Genomic DNA, 20861 nt, shown 5'->3' on the forward strand with positions numbered 1-20861 from the left:
TTGCGGCTTGCAACTTGCCGCTTTCATCACCTTCGGATGACGCTTATGTCCAAGTTAAAACACGTACTGCTCCAATCCGCCGGCTGGCTGTTCTTTCTGAGCCTGCTGATGGGACTCGCCCTGCTTTTGCCGGCGAGTACGTTCGACTCCGAGTCGAAGAATTTTATTTTCCTGATTGGCGCCGTCGGTATCTGGCGCTACTCGATGGGTGCTACGCATTTCTTTCGCGGCATGCTGTTCCTGTACGTGGTCTACCCGCACCTGCGCCGTAAAGTGCGCAAGCTGGGCAAGGCCGCCGACCCGTCCCATGTGTTCCTGATGGTCACCAGCTTCCGTATCGACGCGCTGACCACTGCGCAGGTGTACAGCTCGGTGATCCGTGAAGCCATCGAATGCGGCTTCCCCACCACCGTGGTCTGCTCGCTGGTGGAAATGTCCGATGAGCTGCTGGTGAAAAGCCTGTGGGAACGCATGAATCCGCCGGAGCATGTGAAGCTCGATTTCGTGCGTATCGCCGGTACCGGCAAGCGCGACGGCCTGGCCTTCGGTTTCCGCGCCATCTCCCGCCACCTGCCGGATGAACGCGCGGTGGTTGCGGTGATCGATGGCGACACCGTGCTCGCCGAAGGCGTGGTACGCAAGACCGTGCCGTGGTTCCAGCTGTTCGGCAATGTCGGCGGCCTGACCACCAACGAGTTCTGCGAAGTGCGCGGCGGCTACATCATGAGCGAGTGGCACAAGCTGCGCTTCGCCCAGCGCCACATCAACATGTGCTCCATGGCCCTGTCCAAGCGCGTACTGACCATGACCGGTCGCATGTCGGTGTTCCGCGCCAACGTGGTGACCGACCCGGGCTTTATCGCCGACGTGGAAAGCGACTCGCTGCAACACTGGCGCCTGGGCCGCTTCAAGTTTCTCACCGGTGACGACAAGTCCAGTTGGTTCAGCCTGATGCGCCTGGGCTACGACACCTTCTACGTGCCGGACGCGGCGATCCACACCGTGGAACACCCGCCGGAAAAGAGCTTCATCAAGGCCAGCCGCAAGCTGATGTTCCGCTGGTACGGCAACAACCTGCGCCAGAACTCCCGTGCCCTGGGCCTGGGTATGCGTCGGTTGGGCCTGTTCACCAGCATCGTGTTGTTCGACCAGCGCGTATCGATGTGGACCTCCCTGCTCGGCCTGACCGTGGCAATCATCGCCACCTTCAAGTACGGCGGCGCGTTCATCCTCGCGTACCTGCTGTGGATCGGCATCACCCGCCTGATTCTGACCCTGCTGCTGTCGTGCTCCGGTCACAAGATCGGCCCGGCGTACCCGGTGATTCTCTATTACAACCAGATCATGGGCGCGCTGGTGAAGATCTACGTGTTCTTCCGCCTTGATCAACAGTCCTGGACCCGCCAGGACACCAAACTGACCCGCGATTTGGCCAGCTTTCAACGTTGGTTCAACACCTGGTCGTCTCGGACCATGACCTTCTCCGCCGGCAGCATCTTCGTCGCCGTGTTGCTGATGATGGTCTGACCCTGCCAAGCCTGAATTAACTCTAGGAAATTGCCCTGATGAACAGCCAAGTAAATGCCAATGTTGTCCACGAATCCGAAGCCCAGCGCCAACATGCCCGCGTAAAAATCCCGGCCAAGCTGCGCTTCTTCAACACCGACCGTACCCAGACCGAAGCACGGGTGATCGACCTGTCCGCCGGCGGCCTGGCGTTCACCGCCACCCAGCCATTGACCGTGGGTGAAGTGCACAAGGGTCGCCTGCAGTTCGTCATCGACAACCTCGGCCTGGCCATGGACGTGGAACTGCAGATCCGCTCCTACGACCGCCAGACAGGTCGCACCGGTTGCCAGTTCCAGAACCTGGAACAGCAGGATATTTCCACCCTGCGCCACCTGATCACCTCGCACCTGTCCGGTGACATCGTGACCATGGGCGACGTGCTGGCGACCCTGCAACGCGACAACTTCACCAAGGCGCGCAAGGTCAAGGACGGCGGCAGCAACATGAGCGCCTTCGGCCGCTTGCGCGCCGTGACGTTTAGCCTGGCAATCTTCCTGGTCGGCCTCGCGGCGTTCGGTTTTGTCTTCAAGTCGGTGTACGGCATGTACTTCGTCAGCCACGCCCAGGCAGGCCTGGTCAGCGTACCGGGCATGAACGTGACCATGCCGCGCGACGGCACTGTGCAAAGCCTGCTCAAGGGTGACGGGATCGCTGCCAAAGGCGCGCCACTGGCGACCTTCAGCACCAGCATGCTCGATGTGCTCAAGGGCCACCTGGACGAAGACCAACTGCAACCGGCCAAGGTTGAAGAGCTGTTCGGCAAGCAAATGACCGGCACCCTGACGTCGCCCTGCGATTGCGTAGTGGCCCAGCAAATGGTCGCCGACGGTCAGTACGCCAACAAAGGCGACGTGATCTTCCAACTGGTACCACGCGGCAGCCTGGCCAATGTTGAAGCACGCTTTACCTACCGCCAGTTCGCCGACGTTCGCCCAGGTACACCGGTGACCTTCCAGGTGGCCGACGAAGAACAGATCCGCACCGGCACCATCGTCAGCAGCACCAGCCTGAACAGCGCCGACCTGTCCTCCGATATCCGCGTGCAGATCAAGCCTGACGCACCGCTGGACAGCACCTACGCCGGTCGTCCGGTGGAAGTGACCAGCGACCGTGGCCCGTCCCTGAACTGGCTGATCGATAAAGCCATGGCTCACGGTCTGTAAGCGAGGAGATGCCTGTGATGACTCTCTCAAAAACACCACAATCCCTGTGGGAGCGGGCTTGCTCGCGAAAGCAGTGTGTCAGCCAACACATGCATCAACTGACAGGGCCCCTTCGCGAGCAAGCCCGCTCCCACATGGGAACTGTAGCGTTGCTAGCTGTTGCGGTCAGCCTGGCCGGTTGCGCCGGCCTGCCCGACCAACGCCTGGCTAACGAAGCTTTGAAACGTGGCGACACCGTCACCGCGCAGCAGAATTACCAGCAGCTGGCAGACCTGGGTTACAGCGAGGCCCAGGTGGGCCTGGCCGACATCCAGGTAGGCACACGCGATCCGGCGCAAATCAAACAGGCTGAAGCCACCTACCGTGCGGCGGCGGACACCTCGCCACGCGCCCAGGCCCGTCTTGGTCGCCTGCTGGTGGCCAAGCCTGGCAGCACCGAAGCCGAACACCATGAAGCCGAAGGCCTGCTGAAAAAAGCCTTTGCCAATGGCGAAGGCAACACCCTGATCCCGCTGGCGATGCTGTACCTGCAATACCCGCACAGCTTCCCGAACGTGAATGCCCAGCAGCAGATCAGCAAGTGGCAGGCCGCCGGTTATCCGGAAGCCGGCCTGGCCCAAGTGCTGCTGTATCGCACCCAGGACACCTACGACCAGCACCTGGATGATGTGGAGCGCATCTGTAAAGCCGCGCTGAACACCACCGATATCTGCTACGTCGAGTTGGCCACGGTCTACCAGAAAAAAGCCGAGCCAGAGAAACAGGCCGAGCTGCTCAAGCAGATGGAAGCCGGCTACAGCCGTGGCACCGTTACCGCACAACGTGTTGATAGCGTGGCACGCGTGCTGGGCGACGCTTCGCTGGGCAAGACGGATGAAAAAACCGCCCAGGCCCTGCTGGAAAAAATCGCCCCTGGCTACCCGGCTTCGTGGGTCAGCCTGGCGCAACTGCTCTACGACTTCCCCGAACTGGGCGACGTCGACCAGATGATGAAGTACCTGGACAACGGCCGCGCCGCCGACCAACCGCGCGCCGAGCTGTTGCTGGGCAAGCTCTACTACGAAGGCAAATGGGTGCCGGCCGACGCCAAGGCCGCTGAAGCCCACTTCGAAAAAGCCGTGGGCAAGGAAGTGGCCGCCGATTACTACCTCGGCCAGATCTATCGCCGTGGCTACCTGGGCAAGGTCTACCCGCAAAAAGCCCTGGACCACTTGCTGACCGCTGCACGCAACGGCCAGAACAGCGCCGATTTCGCCATCGCCCAGTTGTTTTCCCAAGGCAAGGGCACCAAGCCCGACCCGTTGAATGCCTATGTCTTCAGCCAATTGGCTAAAGCCCAGGACACGCCAGAGGCCAATGACTTGGCCACGCAGCTCGAAACCCCGCTCACTCCGGAGCAACGCGCCCAAGGCCAACGCCTGGTGCAACAGGAACTGGCCGCCCGCGGCACCCTGGCCCAGAGCACGCTGCAACTGCACGCCCTGGAAGAAGAAGACGGCGAGGAATCCCTATGAAGCTCAACCCATTCGTCAAGGCCGGTATCGGCCTGACCTTCGCCCTGCTGTGGTCGTGCCCGACCCTGGCCGCGCTGACCGAAGCCAAGAACTTCGGCCTGGAAGTCAAAGCCACCGCGCAGTCCGAAGATGACCGCGACCTCGGCACGCAGAAAGGCGGCGACGTCAACGGTATCGGCCTCGACCTGCGCCCGTGGATCTACGGTGAAAGCGGCAACTGGAGCGCCTACGCCATGGGCCAGGCGGTGGTATCGAGCGACATCATCGAGACCGACACCCTGCAACAGTCGGCCGACGACGAAAACCAGCAGACCACCAACAACGACCGCAAGGCCAAGAAAAACTACTTGGCCATGCGCGAATTCTGGGTCGGCTACAGCGGCTTCACGCCCTACCCTGGCGAGATCCTCAAGCTGGGCCGCCAGCGCCTGCGCAATGACGACGGCCAATGGCGCGACACCAACATCGAAGCGCTGAACTGGACCTTCGACACCACCCTGCTCAAGGCCAATGTCGGCGTCGCCGAACGTTTCAGCGAGTACCGCACCGACCTCAAGGAGCTGTCGCCCAAGGACAAGGACCGCCAGCACCTCTATGCCGACGCCGCCTACCAGTGGACGCCAGGCCAGTGGATCGGCCTGCGCGGTCACCACACCCATGACAACGGCAAGCTCGACTACCCGGAACCCGGCGTACCGACCGACTCGTTGGACAAGCGCGAAAACGGCGACCTGAGCTGGCTCGGTATCGAAGCCAACAGCGACGCCTACAACTGGCGCAACACCAACACCGTCAACTACTGGGCCAGCGTCACCGGCATGCGCGGCGACCGTGATTCGGTCAATGCCCTGAACGCCGACGGCACTCGCCCGACCAACGCCAAGCGCAGCGACGATGTCAGTGGCTGGGCCACTGACCTCGGCGTGCGCCTGCGCCTTGACCCGCAGTGGCAAGTGGGCGCGGCCTACTCACGCGCCAGCGCCGAGTACGAGCAGAACGGCCTGCAAAGCAACCGTTCGAACTGGACCGGCACCCAGTCCCGCGTGCATCGCTTCGGTGAAGCCTTCCGTGGCGAAATGAACAACATGCAGTCCATGAGCCTGTTCGGTTCCTGGCAGCTGCACGAGGACTACGACGCCAGCCTGGTGTACCACAAGTTCTGGCGTGTCGACGGCAACAAGCCGGTGGGCAGCAACGGTATCGACGCCGTGCAGAACAACACCGACGACGTGACCGGCGCGATCCTGTCCAGCACTTCCCTGCCGCTTGAAGACGGCAAGAAGGACCTGGGCCAGGAGATGGACCTGGTGGTCACCAAGTACTTCAAGACCGGCCTGTTGCCGGCTGCGCTCAGCCAATCGATCGACGAGCCGTCGGCCCTGGTGCGTTTCCGTGCAGGCGTGTTCAAGCCGGGCGATGCCTATGGCTCCCAGGTTGACTCGTACATGCATCGCGCGTTTGTCGACGTGATTTGGAAGTTCTGATGGGAGCCTGCGCAATGAACCCTCAAGCCCTCAAAGGCTCGGCCCTGCTGGCGGCAGCGATGCTGCTGGCAAGCGGCGCTGCCCTGGCCGATGTCGCGCCGCAGGCTAAAGCGCCGACCATCGCCAAAGAGCTGCAACAGGCCAAGACCTACACCATCTCCAGCCCGCCGACCGCGCCGCTGGAAATGGCCAAGCCGGCCCTGCCGGACCTGTCGGGCTACACCGACGCGGCGATGGAAAAGAAGATCGTGCGCGCCAAGCCGGGCAAGATCAGCATCCGCCGCATGATGCAGGAAGACGCCCTCAAGGACTTCATCGGCGGTGACAACAAGATGGCCGAATGGGTGGTGCGCCAGCACGGTATTCCCCAGGCGATCTTTGTCGACGACGGCTACATGAACCTCAAGGACTTGCTCGGCAAGGTGCCCAAGCAGTACCTGAGCGAGACCTCGCCGGGCGTGTTCCTCGCCAAGCTGCCGATCGTGGTCGGGCGCAAGGGCATCCTGGAAATCGACAAAAAGACCCAGGAGCTGCGTCTGTCCCAGGAAGCCGGTTCGTTCCTGATCAACGACGGCCAGTTGTTCGTGCGTGACACCAAAGTCACCGGCTGGAGCGAAAAGGCCAACGGCCCGGCGCTGTTCAAGTCGCCCAAGGAGTTTCGCCCGTTCCTGCTGGCCTGGGGCGGCACCGAGACTTACATCTCCAAGACCAAGATGGCCAGCTTCGGCTACGCCAACAGTAAGTCGTACGGGGTGAGTATTTCCCAGTACACGCCGAACATGGCCAAGGTGCTCAAGCGTCCCGAGCCGACCGGTTGGATCATCGACTCCGAGTTCTCGGACATGTGGTACGGCTTCTACTGCTACGAGACCACGAACTTCGTGATCAAGGGCAATACCTACAAGGACAACATCGTCTACGGCATTGACCCCCACGACCGTTCCCACGGCCTGATCATCGCGGACAACACCGTCTATGGCACCAAGAAGAAGCACGGCATCATCATTTCCCGTGAAGTGAACGACAGCTTCATCTTCAACAACCGCAGCTACGACAACAAGCTCTCGGGCCTGGTGCTCGACCGTAACAGCGTCAACAACATCGTGGCTGACAACGAGTTCTACCGTAACCACACCGACGGCATCACGCTCTATGAGAGCGGTGACAACCTGCTGTGGGGCAACAAGGTGATTGCCAACCGTCGCCACGGTATCCGCGTGCGTAACAGCGTGAACATCAAGTTGTACGAGAACACCTCGATGGCCAACGGCCTGACGGGTCTGTACGGCCACATCAAGGACTTGACCGACACCGACCGTGACATCGCCCTCGACCCGTTCGACGCCAAGGTCTCGCTGATCGTGGTCGGCGGTGAACTGGCGGGTAACGGCAGTGGCCCGCTGTCCATCGACTCGCCATTGAGCGTTGAGCTGTACCGCGTGTCGATGCTGGCGCCGACCAAGTCCAGCGGCATCAGCTTCAACGGCGTGCTGGGCGATCGCCAGGAAGAGATTCTCGACCTGCTGGTACGCCAGCAGAAAGCCGTGCTGATCGACCCTGTCGAACGCCAGACTGAATTGCAGGACTGAGGATGACCCTTATGCACCCACACATGATCAAACTGCTGAGCCTCTCGGGTCTGACCCTCGGCCTGCTCGCGGCCAGCCAAGGCGTACGCGCCGACGAAGTCAAGGCACCGACCTTCACCGCCGAGCCGTGCTGCAGCCTGTGCCCGGCCGCCCACGATGCAAAGAACTACACCACACGCTACCAGCAGAACTTCACCACCCTGGTGCAAGCCCAGGGCGACTGGCTGTTCCGTACCCAGGAAGACCTGCGTACAGAGTTCGACACCACCCCGTCCGGCTACAAACGCATGCAGCAGTTGCACGATGCGTTCAAGGCCAAGGGTGTGGAACTGGTGGTGGTCTACCAGCCGACCCGTGGCCTGGTGAATCGCAACAAGCTCAACCCGGAAGAGAAGGCCAAGTTCGACTTTGACAAGGCGCTGGGTAACTACAAAACCATGCTCGGGCGTTTCGCCAAGATGGGTTACGTCGTGCCGGACCTGTCGCCGCTGACCAACGAACAGCTTCCGGATGAACTGCCGGCCCACGATTTCTACTTCCGTGGCGACCAACACTGGACGCCGTACGGCGCCCAGCGCACCGCAAAAATCGTCGGTGCCAAAGTGCGTGCCATGCCTGAGTTCGCCGATATTCCCAAGCGCGAATTCGAAACCAAGCGCTCCGGGCGCATGGGTAAGACCGGCACCCTACACAACATGGCCGGCCAGCTGTGCGGCACCAGCTACGCGATCCAGTACATGGACCAGTTCACCACCGAGCCCAAGGGCGAAGCGGGCGACGGCGACCTGTTCGGCGATTCGGGCAACCCGCAGATCACCCTGGTGGGTACCAGCCACAGCGGCAAGAACTACAACTTCGCCGGCTTCCTGGAACAGGAAATCGGTGCTGACATCCTCAACGTCGCCTTCCCCGGCGGTGGCCTCGAAGGCTCGATGATCCAGTACCTGGGCAGCGATGAATTCCAGAAGACCCCGCCAAAGATCCTGATCTGGGAGTTCTCGCCGCTGTACCGCCTCGACCAGGAGACCATCTATCGCCAGATGATGTCGCTGCTCGACAACGGCTGCGAAGGCAAGACCGCACAGATGACAGCCAGCACCACCTTGAAACCCGGCAAGAACGAATTGCTGGTTAACAGTTCGAACAAAGACCTGCGTAACGCCAATCACCAGGTTGATATCCGCTTCGCCGACCCGTCGGTGAAAACCCTGCAAGCCACCCTCTGGTACATGAACGGGCGCCACGAGGACATCAAGATCGAGAAACCCGAAACATCCGATACAGACGGGCGTTTCGCCTTTGAACTGCGCACCGATGAAGACTGGGCCTCGCAGAACTTGCTGGCCGTGGAAGTGCAGGGTCCGGAAGCGGGCGCTGCCGCGCAGAAAGTCGAAGCGAAAATTTGCACACGCAACGTATTCCCTAGCGGCGGTCAGAAGACTGCTTCGCTGCCGTGAAGTAAGTGCGCAATGAGGTTACCTATGCAGAACATATTGATTCCAACGCTGCTGGGCCTGGCGATGTTCGCCGGCTCAGTCAACGCCGCCGCGCCACTGCGTCCACCCCAGGGCTACTTCGCCCCGGTGGAAGCGTTCAAGACCGGCGACTTCAAGAATGACTGCGACGCCATGCCGGCGCCGTACACCGGCTCGCTGCAATTTCGCAGCAAGTACGAAGGTTCGGACAAGGCCCGTTCCACGCTGAATGTGCAATCCGAAAAAGCCTTTCGCGACAGCACCGCCGACATCACCAAGCTGGAAAAAGACACCAGCAAGCGTGTGATGCAGTTCATGCGCGACGGTCGTCCGGAGCAATTGGAATGCACGCTCAACTGGCTGACCAGCTGGGCCAAGGCGGATGCGTTGATGTCCAAGGACTTCAACCACACCGGCAAGTCCATGCGCAAATGGGCGCTGGGCAGCATGGCGTCGGCCTATGTGCGCCTGAAGTTCTCCGAGTCGCACCCGCTGGCCAACCACCAGCAGGAAGCGCAACTGATCGAAGCCTGGTTCAACAAACTGGCCGATCAGGTGGTGAGCGACTGGGACAACCTGCCGCTGGAAAAAACCAACAACCACTCCTACTGGGCCGCCTGGTCGGTGATGGCAACGTCCGTCGCCACCAACCGTCGCGACCTGTTTGATTGGGCCGTGAAGGAATACAAGGTCGGCGCGAACCAGGTCGATGACCAGGGCTTCCTGCCGAACGAACTGAAGCGTCAGCAACGCGCCTTGTCGTACCACAACTACGCGCTGCCGCCGCTGTCGATGATCGCCAGTTTTGCCTTGGTCAACGGTGTGGACCTGCGCCAGGAAAACAACGGCGCACTCAAACGCTTGGGCGACAAAGTGCTCGCCGGGGTGAAAGACCCGGAGATCTTCGAGCAGAAGAACGGCAAAGAGCAGGACATGAAAGACCTGAAGGAAGACATGAAGTTTGCCTGGCTCGAACCGTTCTGCACCCTCTACACCTGCGCCCCGGATGTGATCGAGCGCAAGCACGGGATGCAACCGTTCAAGACCTTCCGCCTCGGGGGCGACCTGACCAAGGTCTACGACCCGACGCATGAAAAGGGCAATAAAGGTTCCTGAACCTGTGGGAGCGGGCTTGCCCGCGATAGCTATCTGACATCCTACATGGATGTCGACTGACACACCGCTATCGCAGGCAAGCCAGCTCCCACACTGAAACATGTACACCCTCCCGGATTTGATGGGGGGGTTTGGGGGGGCTCTGGCCCTTGACTGTTGGTTAAACATGGAGAGATCGGGATGGTTTTCTCGTCCAATGTGTTCCTGTTTCTGTTCTTGCCGATCTTTCTCGGCTTGTACTACTTGAGCGGGCAACGCTATCGCAACCTGCTGCTGCTGATTGCCAGCTATGTGTTCTACGCCTGGTGGCGAGTGGACTTCCTGGCGCTGTTCGCCGCCGTGACGCTGTGGAACTACTGGATCGGCCTCAAGGTCGGGGCAGCCGGTGTGCGCACCAAGCCGGCCCAACGCTGGCTGTTGCTCGGCGTGGCGGTCGACCTGTGCATCCTCGGCTACTTCAAGTACGCCAACTTCGGCGTCGACAGCATCAACGTGATGATGAAGTCGGCGGGCCTGGAGCCCTTTATCCTCACCCACGTGCTGTTGCCGATCGGGATCTCGTTCTACATCTTCGAGTCCATCAGCTACATCATCGACGTGTACCGCGGTGATACCCCAGCAACCCGCAACCTCATCGACTTTGCGGCGTTCGTGGCGATCTTCCCGCACCTGATCGCCGGCCCGGTGTTGCGTTTTCGCGACCTGGCCGACCAGTTCAACAACCGCACCCACACCCTCGACAAATTCTCCGAGGGCTGCACGCGGTTCATGCAGGGTTTCATCAAGAAAGTCTTTATCGCCGACACGCTGGCGGTGGTGGCCGACCATTGCTTCGCTCTGCAAAACCCCACCACCGGCGATGCCTGGCTCGGTGCGCTCGCCTATACCGCGCAGCTGTACTTCGACTTCTCCGGTTACAGCGACATGGCCATCGGCCTGGGCTTGATGATGGGTTTCCGCTTCATGGAAAACTTCAAACAGCCCTACATCAGCCAGTCGATCACCGAGTTCTGGCGGCGCTGGCACATCAGCCTCTCCACCTGGCTGCGTGACTACCTGTACATCACTCTGGGCGGCAACCGCAAAGGCACGCTGACCACCTACCGCAACCTGTTCCTGACCATGCTGCTCGGTGGCCTGTGGCACGGTGCGAACATCACCTACATCGTGTGGGGTGCGTGGCACGGCATGTGGCTGGCGATTGAAAAAGCCATCGGCCTCAACACCTCGCCGCGCAGCTTCAACCCGGTGCGTTGGGCCTTCACCTTCCTGCTGGTGGTGATGGGCTGGGTAATCTTCCGCGCCGAGAACCTGCACGTCGCCGGCCGTATGTACGGTGCGATGTTCAGCTTTGGCGAGTGGTCGCTGTCGGAACTCAACCGCGCCAACCTCACCGGCCTGCAAGTGGCAACCCTGGTGGTGGCGTATGCAACGCTGGCGTTCTTCGGCCTGCGCGATTTCTACACCAATCGCCCTGCGGAAAAAGCCAAGCCTGCCGACCCGAGCCTGATCAAGGCCGTACCGGGCGACAACCCCGGCAGCATCCACGAGCCAGGCTTCACCGTTGGCCAGGATGCCGCTGTGCAACCGGCCTACTGGACCGCTGACTGGCCACGCTACGCCATGCGCGCTGCGGTGCTGCTGCTGTTCGTGGCGTCGATTCTCAAACTGTCGGCGCAGAGTTTCTCGCCGTTCCTTTACTTCCAATTCTGAGGGAGCCGACCATGACACGATCATTACGCGTCCTCTATATCGGCCTGTTCCTGGTGGTGCTGCTGGCGCTCGGCGCCTGGTCGCTGCGCAGTTTCTTTGGCTTCAGCACCAATGCCGACGCCACCGTGCTCAACGGCCGCTGGACCAAGGCCGTCGAAACACACTACGACGACCAGTTCCCGATCAAGCGCATCGGTACCAACCTGTGGGCGGCGCTGGACTACAAGCTGTTCAATGAAGGCCGCCCCGGCGTAGTGCTGGGCCGCGATCACTGGTTGTACAGCGACGAGGAGTTCAACCCCGCCGTCAACGAAGACCAGAACCTGCAAGGCAACTACGCGCTGGTCGAAGGCGTGCGCCAGAAACTCAAGGCCCAGGGCATTCAACTGGTGATGGCTATCGTGCCGGCCAAGGTGCGCCTCTACCCGGAGCATTTGGGTGAAGTGAAACCGGCCAGCATCCACGCCAACCTGTACCAGGACTTCCACGCCCGTGTGGCTGCCGACAAGATCATCGCCCCGGACCTGCTCGGCCCGCTGCAACAGGCCAAGCTCGGCGGCAAGCAAGTGTTCCTGCGCACCGACACCCACTGGACCCCGGACGGCGCTGAAATCGCCGCCAAGCAGTTGGCCAAGACCATTGCCGACAAGACCCCGCTGAGCGGTGAGCCGCAACGCTTCGTCACCGAGGCCGAGAAGACCGAACCGCACAAAGGCGACCTGCGTCTGTTCCTGCCGCTGGACCCGCTGTTCGAAAACCTGATGCCGCCGAAAGAGCCGCTGGAAAAACGCGTCACGCACCTGGCCGAAACCAAAGGCGACGACGCGCTGTTCAGCGACAGCCAAACCCCAGTGGCACTGGTGGGCACCAGCTACAGCGCCAACCCCAACTGGAACTTCGTCGGTGCCCTCAAGCAAGCCTTGGGCAGCGACGTGGTCAGCTACGCCGAAGACGGCCACGGCCCGATCCTGCCGATGCTCAGCTACCTGAAAAGCGATGACTTCAAGAACAGCCCGCCACAGGTGCTGATCTGGGAGTTTCCTGAACGTTATCTGCCCATAAACAACGAAATCGGTGATGCCGACCCCGCATGGGTTGCGCAGCTTAAACAAGCCGGTTCGCGCCAACAGAACATGGCACTGAACACCCCGATTAAACACGAAAAATCCGAGACGCCCGACCGGGCGCAAAACTGAAAGAGAGGTAACTCACATGACTTTCACTACAACTCCTCGTCGTCTCGCTAAAACCCTGGCTATCGCGGCCGGCCTGAGCTTCGTATCGATGTCCGCCTTCGCCGGTGGCGACGCCGCCCTCTACGGCCCAACCGCGCCAAAAGGCTCAAGCTTCGTGCGGATCTACAACGCCAGCAACCAGGAAGTCAGCGCCACCGTTGGCGCGACCAACCTGAGCGATGTGGCCCCACTGGCCAGCAGCGACTTCAGCTTCATGCCCGGCGGTGACTACAGCGCCAAGGTCGGCAGCCAGACGGTGCCGGTCAAACTCGCACCTGACCACTACTACACCCTGGTCAACAGCGGCAGCGGCCAGCCACAGCTGATCGAAGAGCCACCGTTCAAGAACAAGCAGAAATCTCTGGTGCGCGTGCAGAACCTCAGCGACAAGGCCCTCACCCTGAAAACCGCTGACGGCAAGACCGATGTGGTCAAGGCCGTTGCCGCCAAAGGTCGTGGCGAGCGTGAGATCAACCCGGTGAAGGTGAGCCTGGCACTGTATGACGGCGACAAGAAAGTCGGCGATGTGAAGCCAGTGGCCCTGGAGCGTGGTGAGGCAGCGGTGCTTTACGTCACCGGTTCCGGTTCGAGCCTGTCGCCAGTGTGGGTGAAACGCCCTGTGTCGACCCGCTAATTAGATTTTCGACCTGGCTCTACTCCCCTGTGGGAGCTGGCTTGCCTGCGATGGCATCACCTCGGTGTCCCTGACTAACCGAGTCGTCTGCATCGCGGGCCAGCCCGGCTCCCACAGGGACCGAGGAGTCCGGTCGGACCGAGACAAAAACAAGAGTGAAACGACAAACCTTCGTAGCTCTGACCCAAATCGATTCAAGGAGAAACACCCATGATTCCAGTCATCCTTTCCGGTGGTAGCGGCTCACGTCTTTGGCCGCTTTCCCGTAAACAGTTCCCTAAACAATTCCTGGCCCTGACCGGTGAGCACACGCTGTTCCAGCAAACCCTGGAACGCCTGGTGTTTGAAGGTATGGACGCTCCAATCGTGGTCTGCAACAAGGACCACCGCTTTATCGTCAACGAGCAACTGGCCGCCCGCAAGCTGGAAAGCCAACGCATCCTGATGGAGCCGTTCGGCCGCAACACCGCGCCGGCCGTGGCCCTCACCGCGATGATGCTGGTCAATGAAGGCCGCGACGAGCTGATGCTGGTGCTGCCCGCCGACCACGTGATCGACGACCAGAAAGCCCTGCAACGTGCGCTGGCCCTGGCCACCGTGGCCGCCGAGCGTGGCGAGATGGTGCTGTTCGGCGTACCGGCGACCCGTCCGGAAACCGGTTATGGCTACATCAAGTCCACCAACGATTCGCTGCTGCCCGAGGGCGTGAGCCGCGTCGAGCAGTTCGTGGAAAAACCCAATGAAAAACGCGCCGTCGAGTTCGTCAAAAGCGGCGGTTACTTCTGGAACAGCGGCATGTTCCTGTTCCGCGCCAGCCGTTTCCTCGAAGAGCTGAAAAAGCACGATCCGGACATCTACGACACCTGCCTGCTGACGCTTGAGCGCAGCGAACAGACCGCCGACACCGTGACCTTCGACGAAGCCACCTTCGCCTGCTGCCCGGACAATTCCATCGACTACGCCGTGATGGAAAAAACCCAGCGCGCCTGCGTGGTGCCGCTGAGTGCCGGTTGGAGCGACGTGGGTTGCTGGGCATCGCTGTGGGCCGTCAACGACAAAGACGTGCACGGCAACGTGAGCAAAGGCGACGTGGTGATCCAGGACAGCCGCAACTGCATGATCCATGGCAACGGCAAGCTGGTCTCGGTGATCGGCCTGGATAACATCGTGGTGGTGGAAACCAAGGACGCGATGATGATTGCCCACAAGGACAAGGTCCAGGGCGTCAAGCAGATGGTCAACACCCTGAACGACCAGGGCCGCAGCGAAACCCAGAACCACTGCGAAGTCTATCGTCCGTGGGGCTCCTACGACTCGGTGGACATGGGCGGGCGTTTCCAGGTCAAGCACATCTCGGTCAAGCCGGGCGCGTGCCTGTCGCTGCAGATGCACCACCACCGTGCCGAACACTGGATCGTGGTCAGCGGTACTGCCGAAGTGACTTGTGACGAGAACGTGTTCCTGCTCACTGAGAACCAGTCCACCTACATCCCGATCGCTTCGGTGCATCGCCTGCGCAACCCGGGCAAGATCCCGTTGGAGATCATCGAAGTGCAATCGGGCAGCTACCTGGGTGAAGACGACATCGAGCGCTTTGAAGATATCTACGGTCGCTCGACGCCGGTTGAACGTGGCGTGTCGGTGAAAACTATCGCGCAATAAAACAGTCGTACAAGAAGCCCTCGCCCAGCCCATTGCGTCCCCTATCCGCAGTGGGTTGGGTGGGGGCTTTTTTCATTTCCGCGACGACCTAAGCCTGTGACGGCCCCTTCCAGTTCTTAGGGGAATAGGCGTTGTAATTGCCAGTACTGCCAGTGGTGCTACCCGAGTTATCATATCGCGCCTTACCCACTTCTTGAGCAGCCTTGCCCAAGTAGACCAAGCCCGCACCAACGGCTTTTGCGGCTATTCCGCCACTTGAACCAAGCTTTTTCCCAAGGCCTTGCGCGGCGGCTCCGCCCACCATCAAACCGGCTCCCGTCGCTTTCTCCTTTTGGGCTCCGCCCCCTATAAAACCGGCTCCCGGCGCTTTCTCCTTGTTCTCATTGTTATGCAGCGCTGTGGGGAAAAGCGCACCGGCACCTCGCAGAACCGTTTGTCCCAGGCTGGTCAGCTTTTGATGTTGCATGCGGGGCTTCACATCAACGTCTTTCTCTGCACTTAGGTCGGCAGTTCCAGCGTTGGTCGGCGTTGGCGCGGACTGAGGAGCGATGAGAGAGGTCAAGGCTGACGCAACTGGGGATGCAGTGACCGGCGCAGTTAGGGCTGAAGCATTCATGGTTTTTTCTCACATAACAGAACGTTTTTATTACCCTCCTGGATAATCTGCATTTCCCTATAACGGCTCTGTGGGAGAAATGAGCGAAACGGTTCCCTCCAATCAAAAAGTCCTACCGCCAATAGTCATCAATGCCATGCCGCAGGTAGGATGTCTTATCCGTATCCGAGACTGTCACCATGTTCTTCGGCGTTCTCCTGATCATCACCTGGCTGATCCTGCTACTGCGCTACCCCGCCAAGGCGCTGCCGGTTTCCCTCGCTGCCGCTGTCGGCCTGGGCTGCGTGGCGATCTGGGTGGTGTGGCTGGACAACCGCGAAGCCTCGCAGCTGGCACGCCTGGAACTGCGCATCACCTTCACCCCGCAAGAATGCCCCGCCGACCGACCGCTCAAGCTGACCCTCAACAATGGCAACGACGTACCACTGACCGAACTGCGCTGGCGCGTCGCCGCCTATGCACCGGGCGACTCGGTCAACCTGGCCGACAACGTCTACGCCGCCCCGCGCTATCGCGGCCCTGGCGAGCTGCAGGCCGGCGCCACGTGGGACGATTGCCTGCCCACCCCGCCTCTGCGCCCTGGCTATCGCCCGCAAACCCTGGAATTTCGTGCCGAGCACCTGCAGGGCAGCTTTTCGGACTGACAAACCTCATACAGGCGTATCTGCAAGCGTCTCAGAATGAAGCTTAAGCGCCTGGTTGTACGGCAATGCTCCCTTGGCTGGCTATAATCGGACGCGTCCAAGCCCACCGACCCACCTGCCCGAAGGACTGCCCCATGCCCAACGTACTCATCACCGGCTGTTCCAGCGGCATCGGCCGCGCCCTGGCAGATGCGTTCAAATCCGCAGGCTATGACGTGTGGGCCAGCGCCCGGCGGGAAGAAGATGTCGCTGCCCTCCGCGCCGCCGGTTTCAATGCGGTGCAGCTGGACGTCAACGACAGTGCCGCCTTGAAACACTTGGCCGAGCAATGGGGCGAGCTGGACGTGCTGGTCAATAATGCCGGCTACGGTGCCATGGGCCCCTTGCTTGACGGCGGCACCGAGGCGATGCAGCGCCAGTTCGAAACCAATGTGTTCTCCCTCGTCGGTGTGACGCAGGCGCTGTTCCCTGCCTTGCGGCGCGGCAAAGGCCTGGTGGTGAATATCGGCAGTGTGTCCGGTGTGCTGGTGACACCCTTTGCCGGCGCCTACTGCGCATCAAAAGCGGCCGTCCACGCTTTGAGCGATGCACTGCGTATGGAACTGGCACCCTTTGGCGTGCGGGTCATGGAAGTGCAACCCGGCGCCATCGATACGAGTTTCGCGAAAAACGCAGGCGCCCAGGCAGAGTTGCTGATCAACGAGCAATCGCCGTGGTGGCCGTTGCGCGAGGGCATCCGCGCACGCAGCCAGGCCTCCCAGGACAAACCAACCCCGGCCAACGTGTTTGCAGCGCACGTGCTGAAGGCCGTGCAACAGCCACACCCGCCTCGGCTGTTGCGCTCGGGCAATGGCAGCCGGGCATTGCCGTTGATGGCGGCGTTGTTGCCCAAAGGGTTGTTGGAGACGGTATTGAAGAAACGCTTCGGGCTGGGCGGTTCGCTCTAATCCTTCAAAAAATCAATAAACGCCCGCACCTTCAGCGGCAAATGCCGGGTGTCCGGATACAGTGCGTAGATTCCTTGTGGGGCGAAGCGATGATCCGGCAACAGGCGCACCAACCGTCCCGCGTCCAGGTCGTCCTGTACCAACCATTGCGGCAACACCGCCACGCCATGCCCGCGGATGGCAAAGGCCTGGAGCACTGCCGCGCTGTCGGCCATGAGCGCCGTTGGGCCGGGGCGGTATTGATGCTCGCCGCCTTGAGGGTCGGTCACACTCAGTTCCGTCAAACGACCGTGCCCCAGCTTGGGGAGCTGCTCCAACGCGTCCAGTGAGTCCGTCGCGGCAAACGCGGGTGCCGCCACGGCGAACACCTCGAACGTGGACAGTTGCACCGCGCGATGATTTGAATCCAGCAAGCGCCCCAAGCGAATTGCCACGTCAAAACGCTCGGAGATCAGGTCCGCGTGAGTAGAGGATGTGGATAAGTGTATGTGCAGGTCTGGATGCAGGCGGCGGAAGGCTTCGACCGCCGGTGCAACCTTGGCCAACGCGTACTCGATCGTGGTGGTAATGCGCAATGTCCCTTTGAGCTGGGCATGCTCAGAACGCGCTTCTTCTACCGCCAATCGCGCCTCTTCGAGCATCCGCGTGCAACGCAGGTAGAAGCGCTCACCGGCATCGGTGAGCGCCAGTTGGCGGGTGTTGCGGATCAACAAGGTGACGCCCAGTTCAGCTTCCAGGCGCTTGAGGTTGAAGCTGACGACGGCACGGGTCTGGCCCAGCAGGTCGGCGGCCGCGGTGAGCGAGCCGGCCTCGACCACGGCCTTGAAGGTGTCGAATCGGTCCAGGCTGACCATTTGCTCCGCGCCCCTTCTGTCAAAATATTTTTGACAAACTAGCAGGCAAACCGGCGTATCCAAAACATTGTGTGCGGCCTACCCTGCCCGCCTCACTCGCCGGACCGCACCCATGACCTACCGCTCGAAAGTCGCCTGGATCTTTTTGCTGGGCTTTGCCCTGGACCTGGTGAACATGTTTGTCGCCACGGTTGCCTACCCGGATATCGCTCGCGAACTGCAGGCCTCGGTCACGCAACTGGCGTGGATCAGCAATGCCTACATGCTCGGCCTCACCGTGATTATTCCGTTCAGCGTGTGGCTGGCAGCGATGATGGGTGAACGCGGCTTGATTGCCGCCAGCTTGCTGTTGTTCGCCGGCGCCTCCTTACTGGTGGGCCAGGCGAGTTCGATTGAAGCGCTGATCGGTTGGCGCGGCCTGCAAGGGGTGGGCGGTGGCTTGCTGATTCCCGTGGGGCAGGCGATGGCCTACCGGTATTTCCCGCCCGCTGAGCGCAGCCAACTGACGGCGCGGGTGATGTCGGTGGCGTTACTCGTGCCGGCGCTGTCCCCTGCATTGGGCGGGTTGATTGTCGACAGCGTGTCTTGGCGCTGGATTTTCTACGCCAACTTGCCCTTGGCGTTGATCACGCTGCTGCTGGCCCTGCTGTGGATAAAACCTGACAGGCCCACGAATGCCCGACCTGCCTTGGACGTGGGCAGTATTTTCCAACAGGCCCGCAGCCCAATGCTGCGCACCACGATGCTGATTTACCTGTGTATCCCTGGCGTATTCATCGGCACCAGCCTCATTGCCATCCTCTACCTGCGCGGGCTCGGCTATGACGCCACACAGACTGGCGCACTGATGCTCCCGTGGGCACTGGCTTCAGCCCTGGCGATTTACCTCAGCAAGAAGCTGTTCAATCGCTGTGGGCCGAAGCCATTGCTGTTGGCCGGCATGGCCTTGCAATGCGTCGGCATTCTGTTGCTCAACGTACCGACCCTGATTGTGCCGGCCTATCTGTTAATGGGGTTGGGCGGCAGCCTGTGCAGCAGCACCGCGCAGACCCTGGCGTTTCTCGACACCCCTGCCGAACGCATGGGCCACGCCAGTGCCTTGTGGAACATCAACCGACAGGTGAGTTTCTGTCTCGGCGCGGCCGCACTGAGTGCGCTGTTGTCGGCCTTGGATTCTTTCGCCATAACCTTCACGATGGCGGCTGTCCTGACCCTGCTGCCTTTTTTTGCAGTGCTGCGCCTGGACACTTCCAGAGTCCGCACACTGCTTCACCCTGCCAGCGAGCCTCACCCATGATCGACTACAGCGATTTTTTTGAAGAAGTGATCCAGACCCACGTCGAGATCGAACAATGGTTTGCCGGCGTTGCGCCGCAAGGCACCCTGGAGAGCTTGCTCGCGCGTTTCTCGCCTGAGTTCAGCATGGTCGCCCCCGCCACTGGCACCAGGGTGAATGCGGCTGGGGTCAATGCTTTATTCACGCGTCTGGGCGGCATGCGCCCGGGGTTGAAGATCACCTTGAGTGAAATGACCGGGATTGACCGGCATGCGCGCGGCGCAACGGTGACCTATCGCGAGCATCAGATCGATGCCAGCGGCACCCAGACCGATCGCCGCGCCACGGTGGTGTTCGAGAAGCAGGCCAGCGGCGCGCTGCTGTGGCGCCACCTGCACGAAACGTTCATCAAGGCATAACACGGTCAACCGGTAGCCGCCGGCTGGCCGGCGATAGCGACCTGTCATGTTGCGCAAGCCTCAAGGGCCCCATCGCCGGCAAGCCGGCTCCACAGGGTTATGGGTTGACGATGACGGTGCAGGTGATGCCCGCCGCCAACAGCACGCCTTGCGGCACCTCATCGATATGAATCCGCACCGGCACCCGCTGGGCCAGGCGCACCCAGTTGAAGGTCGGGTTCACATCGGCAATCAGTTCGCGGCTTTCGGGGTTGTCGCGGTCGTAGATGCCGCGCGAGATGCTTTCCACATGCCCCTTCAAGGTCTCGCCACTCATCAATTGCATATCGGCTTTATCACCGACCTTGACGTGGGGCAGCTTGGTTTCTTCGAAGAAGCCATAAACCCAGAACGAGTTCATATCCACCACAGCCATCTTGGCTTCGCCGATGCGGGCGTAGTCACCGCGATGCACGTTCAGATTGGTGACATAACCATCCACCGCCGCCACCACCTGCGTGCGTTTCAAATTGAGTTCGGCTGCTTCCAGTTGCGCCAGCGCGTGTTGGTAATCGGCCAGTGCCGAGTCGGCGATGTTGCTGGCGTCGTCGCGGTTTTCCTTGGAGATCACCAGCGCGTCGAGGTCAGCCCGGCGATGGGCGTTGACCTTGCGCATTTCCCAGGTGGCTTTGCGCGACGCCACCAGCGACTGCGCCTGCTTGACCGCAATGCGGTAGTGCTCGGGATCGATCTGCATCAACAGGTCGCCCTTTTTGACCAACTGGTTGTCACGCACCGGCACGTCGACCACTTCGCCGGTGACGTCGGCGGCGACGTTGATGATATCGGCACGCACACGCCCGTCGCGGGTCCACGGGGTTTGCATGTAGTGCACCCACAGCGTGCGGCCAATCCAGATGGCCAAGGCCAGTACCAGCAAGGTCGCGAGCAGGCTGAAAAACTTTTTCATCG

18 protein-coding genes are annotated in these 20861 nt (G+C 61.0%); 15 read left to right on the forward strand and 3 right to left on the reverse strand.

The genetic code is table 11. From position 1 onward, the window contains the following. Window positions 1–45: 45 nt before the first annotated feature. The 11 genes from alg8 (at window position 46) to CWC48_RS05375 (ending at window position 15154) form a co-directional block, all read left to right on the forward strand. Window positions 46–1527, forward strand: coding sequence for a mannuronan synthase (gene alg8 / locus CWC48_RS05315; protein ID WP_034102288.1), 1482 nt, complete (start codon window positions 46–48; stop codon window positions 1525–1527). Window positions 1528–1565: 38 nt separating this feature from the next. Further along, a complete protein-coding gene (locus tag CWC48_RS05325) occupies window positions 1566–2732 on the forward strand; it encodes an alginate biosynthesis protein Alg44 (RefSeq protein ID WP_078046993.1) in 1167 nt (388 codons plus the stop codon). 89 nt (window positions 2733–2821) lie between these two features. Beyond that, window positions 2822–4246 carry an alginate biosynthesis TPR repeat lipoprotein AlgK gene (algK, locus tag CWC48_RS05335; protein WP_371857037.1) on the forward strand — a complete coding sequence of 475 codons (1425 nt, stop codon included), beginning with the start codon at window positions 2822–2824 and terminating at the stop codon, window positions 4244–4246. Next, window positions 4243–5730 (forward strand): alginate export family protein, encoded by a 1488-nt coding sequence (locus CWC48_RS05340; RefSeq protein ID WP_100491455.1) that lies wholly within the window; start codon window positions 4243–4245, stop codon window positions 5728–5730. The genes algK and CWC48_RS05340 overlap by 4 nt, the downstream gene beginning before the upstream one ends. Next, window positions 5730–7319 carry a mannuronan 5-epimerase AlgG gene (gene algG / locus CWC48_RS05345; protein ID WP_078046990.1) on the forward strand — a complete coding sequence of 530 codons (1590 nt, stop codon included), beginning with the start codon at window positions 5730–5732 and terminating at the stop codon, window positions 7317–7319. Before CWC48_RS05340 ends, algG begins: the two co-directional genes overlap by 1 nt. A gap of 11 nt (window positions 7320–7330) precedes the next feature. Beyond that, a complete protein-coding gene (locus tag CWC48_RS05350; RefSeq protein WP_078050870.1) occupies window positions 7331–8776 on the forward strand; it encodes an alginate O-acetyltransferase in 1446 nt (481 codons plus the stop codon). Window positions 8777–8800: 24 nt separating this feature from the next. Then, window positions 8801–9910 (forward strand): mannuronate-specific alginate lyase, encoded by a 1110-nt coding sequence (locus CWC48_RS05355; RefSeq protein ID WP_099494086.1) that lies wholly within the window; start codon window positions 8801–8803, stop codon window positions 9908–9910. A 180-nt stretch (window positions 9911–10090) separates the two neighbouring features. Continuing rightward, on the forward strand, window positions 10091–11623 hold the full coding sequence (locus tag CWC48_RS05360) for an MBOAT family protein (protein WP_025855609.1): 1533 nt from the start codon (window positions 10091–10093) through the stop codon (window positions 11621–11623). Between the two features lie 11 nt (window positions 11624–11634). Beyond that, the gene (locus CWC48_RS05365) at window positions 11635–12819 is read left to right on the forward strand and encodes an alginate O-acetyltransferase (RefSeq protein ID WP_100491456.1); all 1185 of its coding nucleotides are present in this window, start codon (window positions 11635–11637) and stop codon (window positions 12817–12819) included. A 16-nt stretch (window positions 12820–12835) separates the two neighbouring features. After that, complete coding sequence (locus tag CWC48_RS05370) at window positions 12836–13492, forward strand: alginate O-acetyltransferase AlgF (protein WP_033899560.1); 657 nt, start codon at window positions 12836–12838, stop codon at window positions 13490–13492. A gap of 210 nt (window positions 13493–13702) precedes the next feature. Next, a complete protein-coding gene (locus tag CWC48_RS05375) occupies window positions 13703–15154 on the forward strand; it encodes a mannose-1-phosphate guanylyltransferase/mannose-6-phosphate isomerase (RefSeq protein WP_028618920.1) in 1452 nt (483 codons plus the stop codon). A gap of 88 nt (window positions 15155–15242) precedes the next feature. Here the strand turns inward: CWC48_RS05375 and CWC48_RS05380 are convergent, their stop codons facing one another. Continuing rightward, window positions 15243–15620 carry a hypothetical protein gene (locus CWC48_RS05380; protein WP_078046986.1) on the reverse strand — a complete coding sequence of 126 codons (378 nt, stop codon included), beginning with the start codon at window positions 15618–15620 and terminating at the stop codon, window positions 15243–15245. 329 nt (window positions 15621–15949) lie between these two features. Here CWC48_RS05380 and CWC48_RS05385 point away from each other — a divergent pair, with 329 nt between their 5' ends. Together CWC48_RS05385 and CWC48_RS05390 are read left to right on the forward strand one after the other, a co-directional pair. Continuing rightward, window positions 15950–16414 (forward strand): multidrug transporter, encoded by a 465-nt coding sequence (locus CWC48_RS05385; protein WP_078046985.1) that lies wholly within the window; start codon window positions 15950–15952, stop codon window positions 16412–16414. 134 nt (window positions 16415–16548) lie between these two features. Further along, on the forward strand, window positions 16549–17361 hold the full coding sequence (locus CWC48_RS05390; protein ID WP_078046984.1) for an SDR family oxidoreductase: 813 nt from the start codon (window positions 16549–16551) through the stop codon (window positions 17359–17361). On the opposite strand, the gene CWC48_RS05395 is transcribed toward CWC48_RS05390, so the two are convergent. After that, a complete protein-coding gene (locus CWC48_RS05395; protein WP_100491457.1) occupies window positions 17358–18215 on the reverse strand; it encodes a LysR family transcriptional regulator in 858 nt (285 codons plus the stop codon). The two genes, CWC48_RS05390 and CWC48_RS05395, sit on opposite strands and share 4 nt — an antisense overlap. 112 nt (window positions 18216–18327) lie before the next feature. Here CWC48_RS05395 and CWC48_RS05400 point away from each other — a divergent pair, with 112 nt between their 5' ends. After that, window positions 18328–19512, forward strand: a complete 1185-nt coding sequence (locus CWC48_RS05400; protein WP_078046982.1) for an MFS transporter — start codon at window positions 18328–18330, stop codon at window positions 19510–19512. After that, the gene (locus CWC48_RS05405; RefSeq protein ID WP_078046981.1) at window positions 19509–19910 is read left to right on the forward strand and encodes a DUF4440 domain-containing protein; all 402 of its coding nucleotides are present in this window, start codon (window positions 19509–19511) and stop codon (window positions 19908–19910) included. Before CWC48_RS05400 ends, CWC48_RS05405 begins: the two co-directional genes overlap by 4 nt. A 97-nt stretch (window positions 19911–20007) precedes the next feature. Here CWC48_RS05405 and CWC48_RS05415 read toward each other — a convergent pair whose 3' ends face one another. Continuing rightward, window positions 20008–20859, reverse strand: a complete 852-nt coding sequence (locus CWC48_RS05415) for an HlyD family secretion protein (RefSeq protein WP_078046980.1) — start codon at window positions 20857–20859, stop codon at window positions 20008–20010. Between the last annotated feature and the right edge of the window lie 2 nt (window positions 20860–20861).

The sequence above is a fragment of the Pseudomonas sp. S10E 269 genome (assembly GCF_002798465.1).
In the GTDB taxonomy this organism is placed as follows: Bacteria; Pseudomonadota; Gammaproteobacteria; order Pseudomonadales; family Pseudomonadaceae; genus Aquipseudomonas; species Aquipseudomonas pergaminensis.

What these genes read in the sequence shown, in the direction of transcription:
- alg8 (WP_034102288.1), top strand. Translation starts at nt 46, where the DNA reads ATGTCCAAGTTAAAACACGTACTGCTCCAATCCGCCGGCTGGCTGTTC.
- CWC48_RS05325 (WP_078046993.1), top strand. Translation starts at nt 1,566, where the DNA reads ATGAACAGCCAAGTAAATGCCAATGTTGTCCACGAATCCGAAGCCCAG.
- algK (WP_371857037.1), top strand. Translation starts at nt 2,822, where the DNA reads ATGCATCAACTGACAGGGCCCCTTCGCGAGCAAGCCCGCTCCCACATG.
- CWC48_RS05340 (WP_100491455.1), top strand. Translation starts at nt 4,243, where the DNA reads ATGAAGCTCAACCCATTCGTCAAGGCCGGTATCGGCCTGACCTTCGCC.
- algG (WP_078046990.1), top strand. Translation starts at nt 5,730, where the DNA reads ATGGGAGCCTGCGCAATGAACCCTCAAGCCCTCAAAGGCTCGGCCCTG.
- CWC48_RS05350 (WP_078050870.1), top strand. Translation starts at nt 7,331, where the DNA reads ATGCACCCACACATGATCAAACTGCTGAGCCTCTCGGGTCTGACCCTC.
- CWC48_RS05355 (WP_099494086.1), top strand. Translation starts at nt 8,801, where the DNA reads ATGCAGAACATATTGATTCCAACGCTGCTGGGCCTGGCGATGTTCGCC.
- CWC48_RS05360 (WP_025855609.1), top strand. Translation starts at nt 10,091, where the DNA reads ATGGTTTTCTCGTCCAATGTGTTCCTGTTTCTGTTCTTGCCGATCTTT.
- CWC48_RS05365 (WP_100491456.1), top strand. Translation starts at nt 11,635, where the DNA reads ATGACACGATCATTACGCGTCCTCTATATCGGCCTGTTCCTGGTGGTG.
- CWC48_RS05370 (WP_033899560.1), top strand. Translation starts at nt 12,836, where the DNA reads ATGACTTTCACTACAACTCCTCGTCGTCTCGCTAAAACCCTGGCTATC.
- CWC48_RS05375 (WP_028618920.1), top strand. Translation starts at nt 13,703, where the DNA reads ATGATTCCAGTCATCCTTTCCGGTGGTAGCGGCTCACGTCTTTGGCCG.
- CWC48_RS05380 (WP_078046986.1), bottom strand. Translation starts at nt 15,620, where the DNA reads ATGCAACATCAAAAGCTGACCAGCCTGGGACAAACGGTTCTGCGAGGT.
- CWC48_RS05385 (WP_078046985.1), top strand. Translation starts at nt 15,950, where the DNA reads ATGTTCTTCGGCGTTCTCCTGATCATCACCTGGCTGATCCTGCTACTG.
- CWC48_RS05390 (WP_078046984.1), top strand. Translation starts at nt 16,549, where the DNA reads ATGCCCAACGTACTCATCACCGGCTGTTCCAGCGGCATCGGCCGCGCC.
- CWC48_RS05395 (WP_100491457.1), bottom strand. Translation starts at nt 18,215, where the DNA reads ATGGTCAGCCTGGACCGATTCGACACCTTCAAGGCCGTGGTCGAGGCC.
- CWC48_RS05400 (WP_078046982.1), top strand. Translation starts at nt 18,328, where the DNA reads ATGACCTACCGCTCGAAAGTCGCCTGGATCTTTTTGCTGGGCTTTGCC.
- CWC48_RS05405 (WP_078046981.1), top strand. Translation starts at nt 19,509, where the DNA reads ATGATCGACTACAGCGATTTTTTTGAAGAAGTGATCCAGACCCACGTC.
- CWC48_RS05415 (WP_078046980.1), bottom strand. Translation starts at nt 20,859, where the DNA reads ATGAAAAAGTTTTTCAGCCTGCTCGCGACCTTGCTGGTACTGGCCTTG.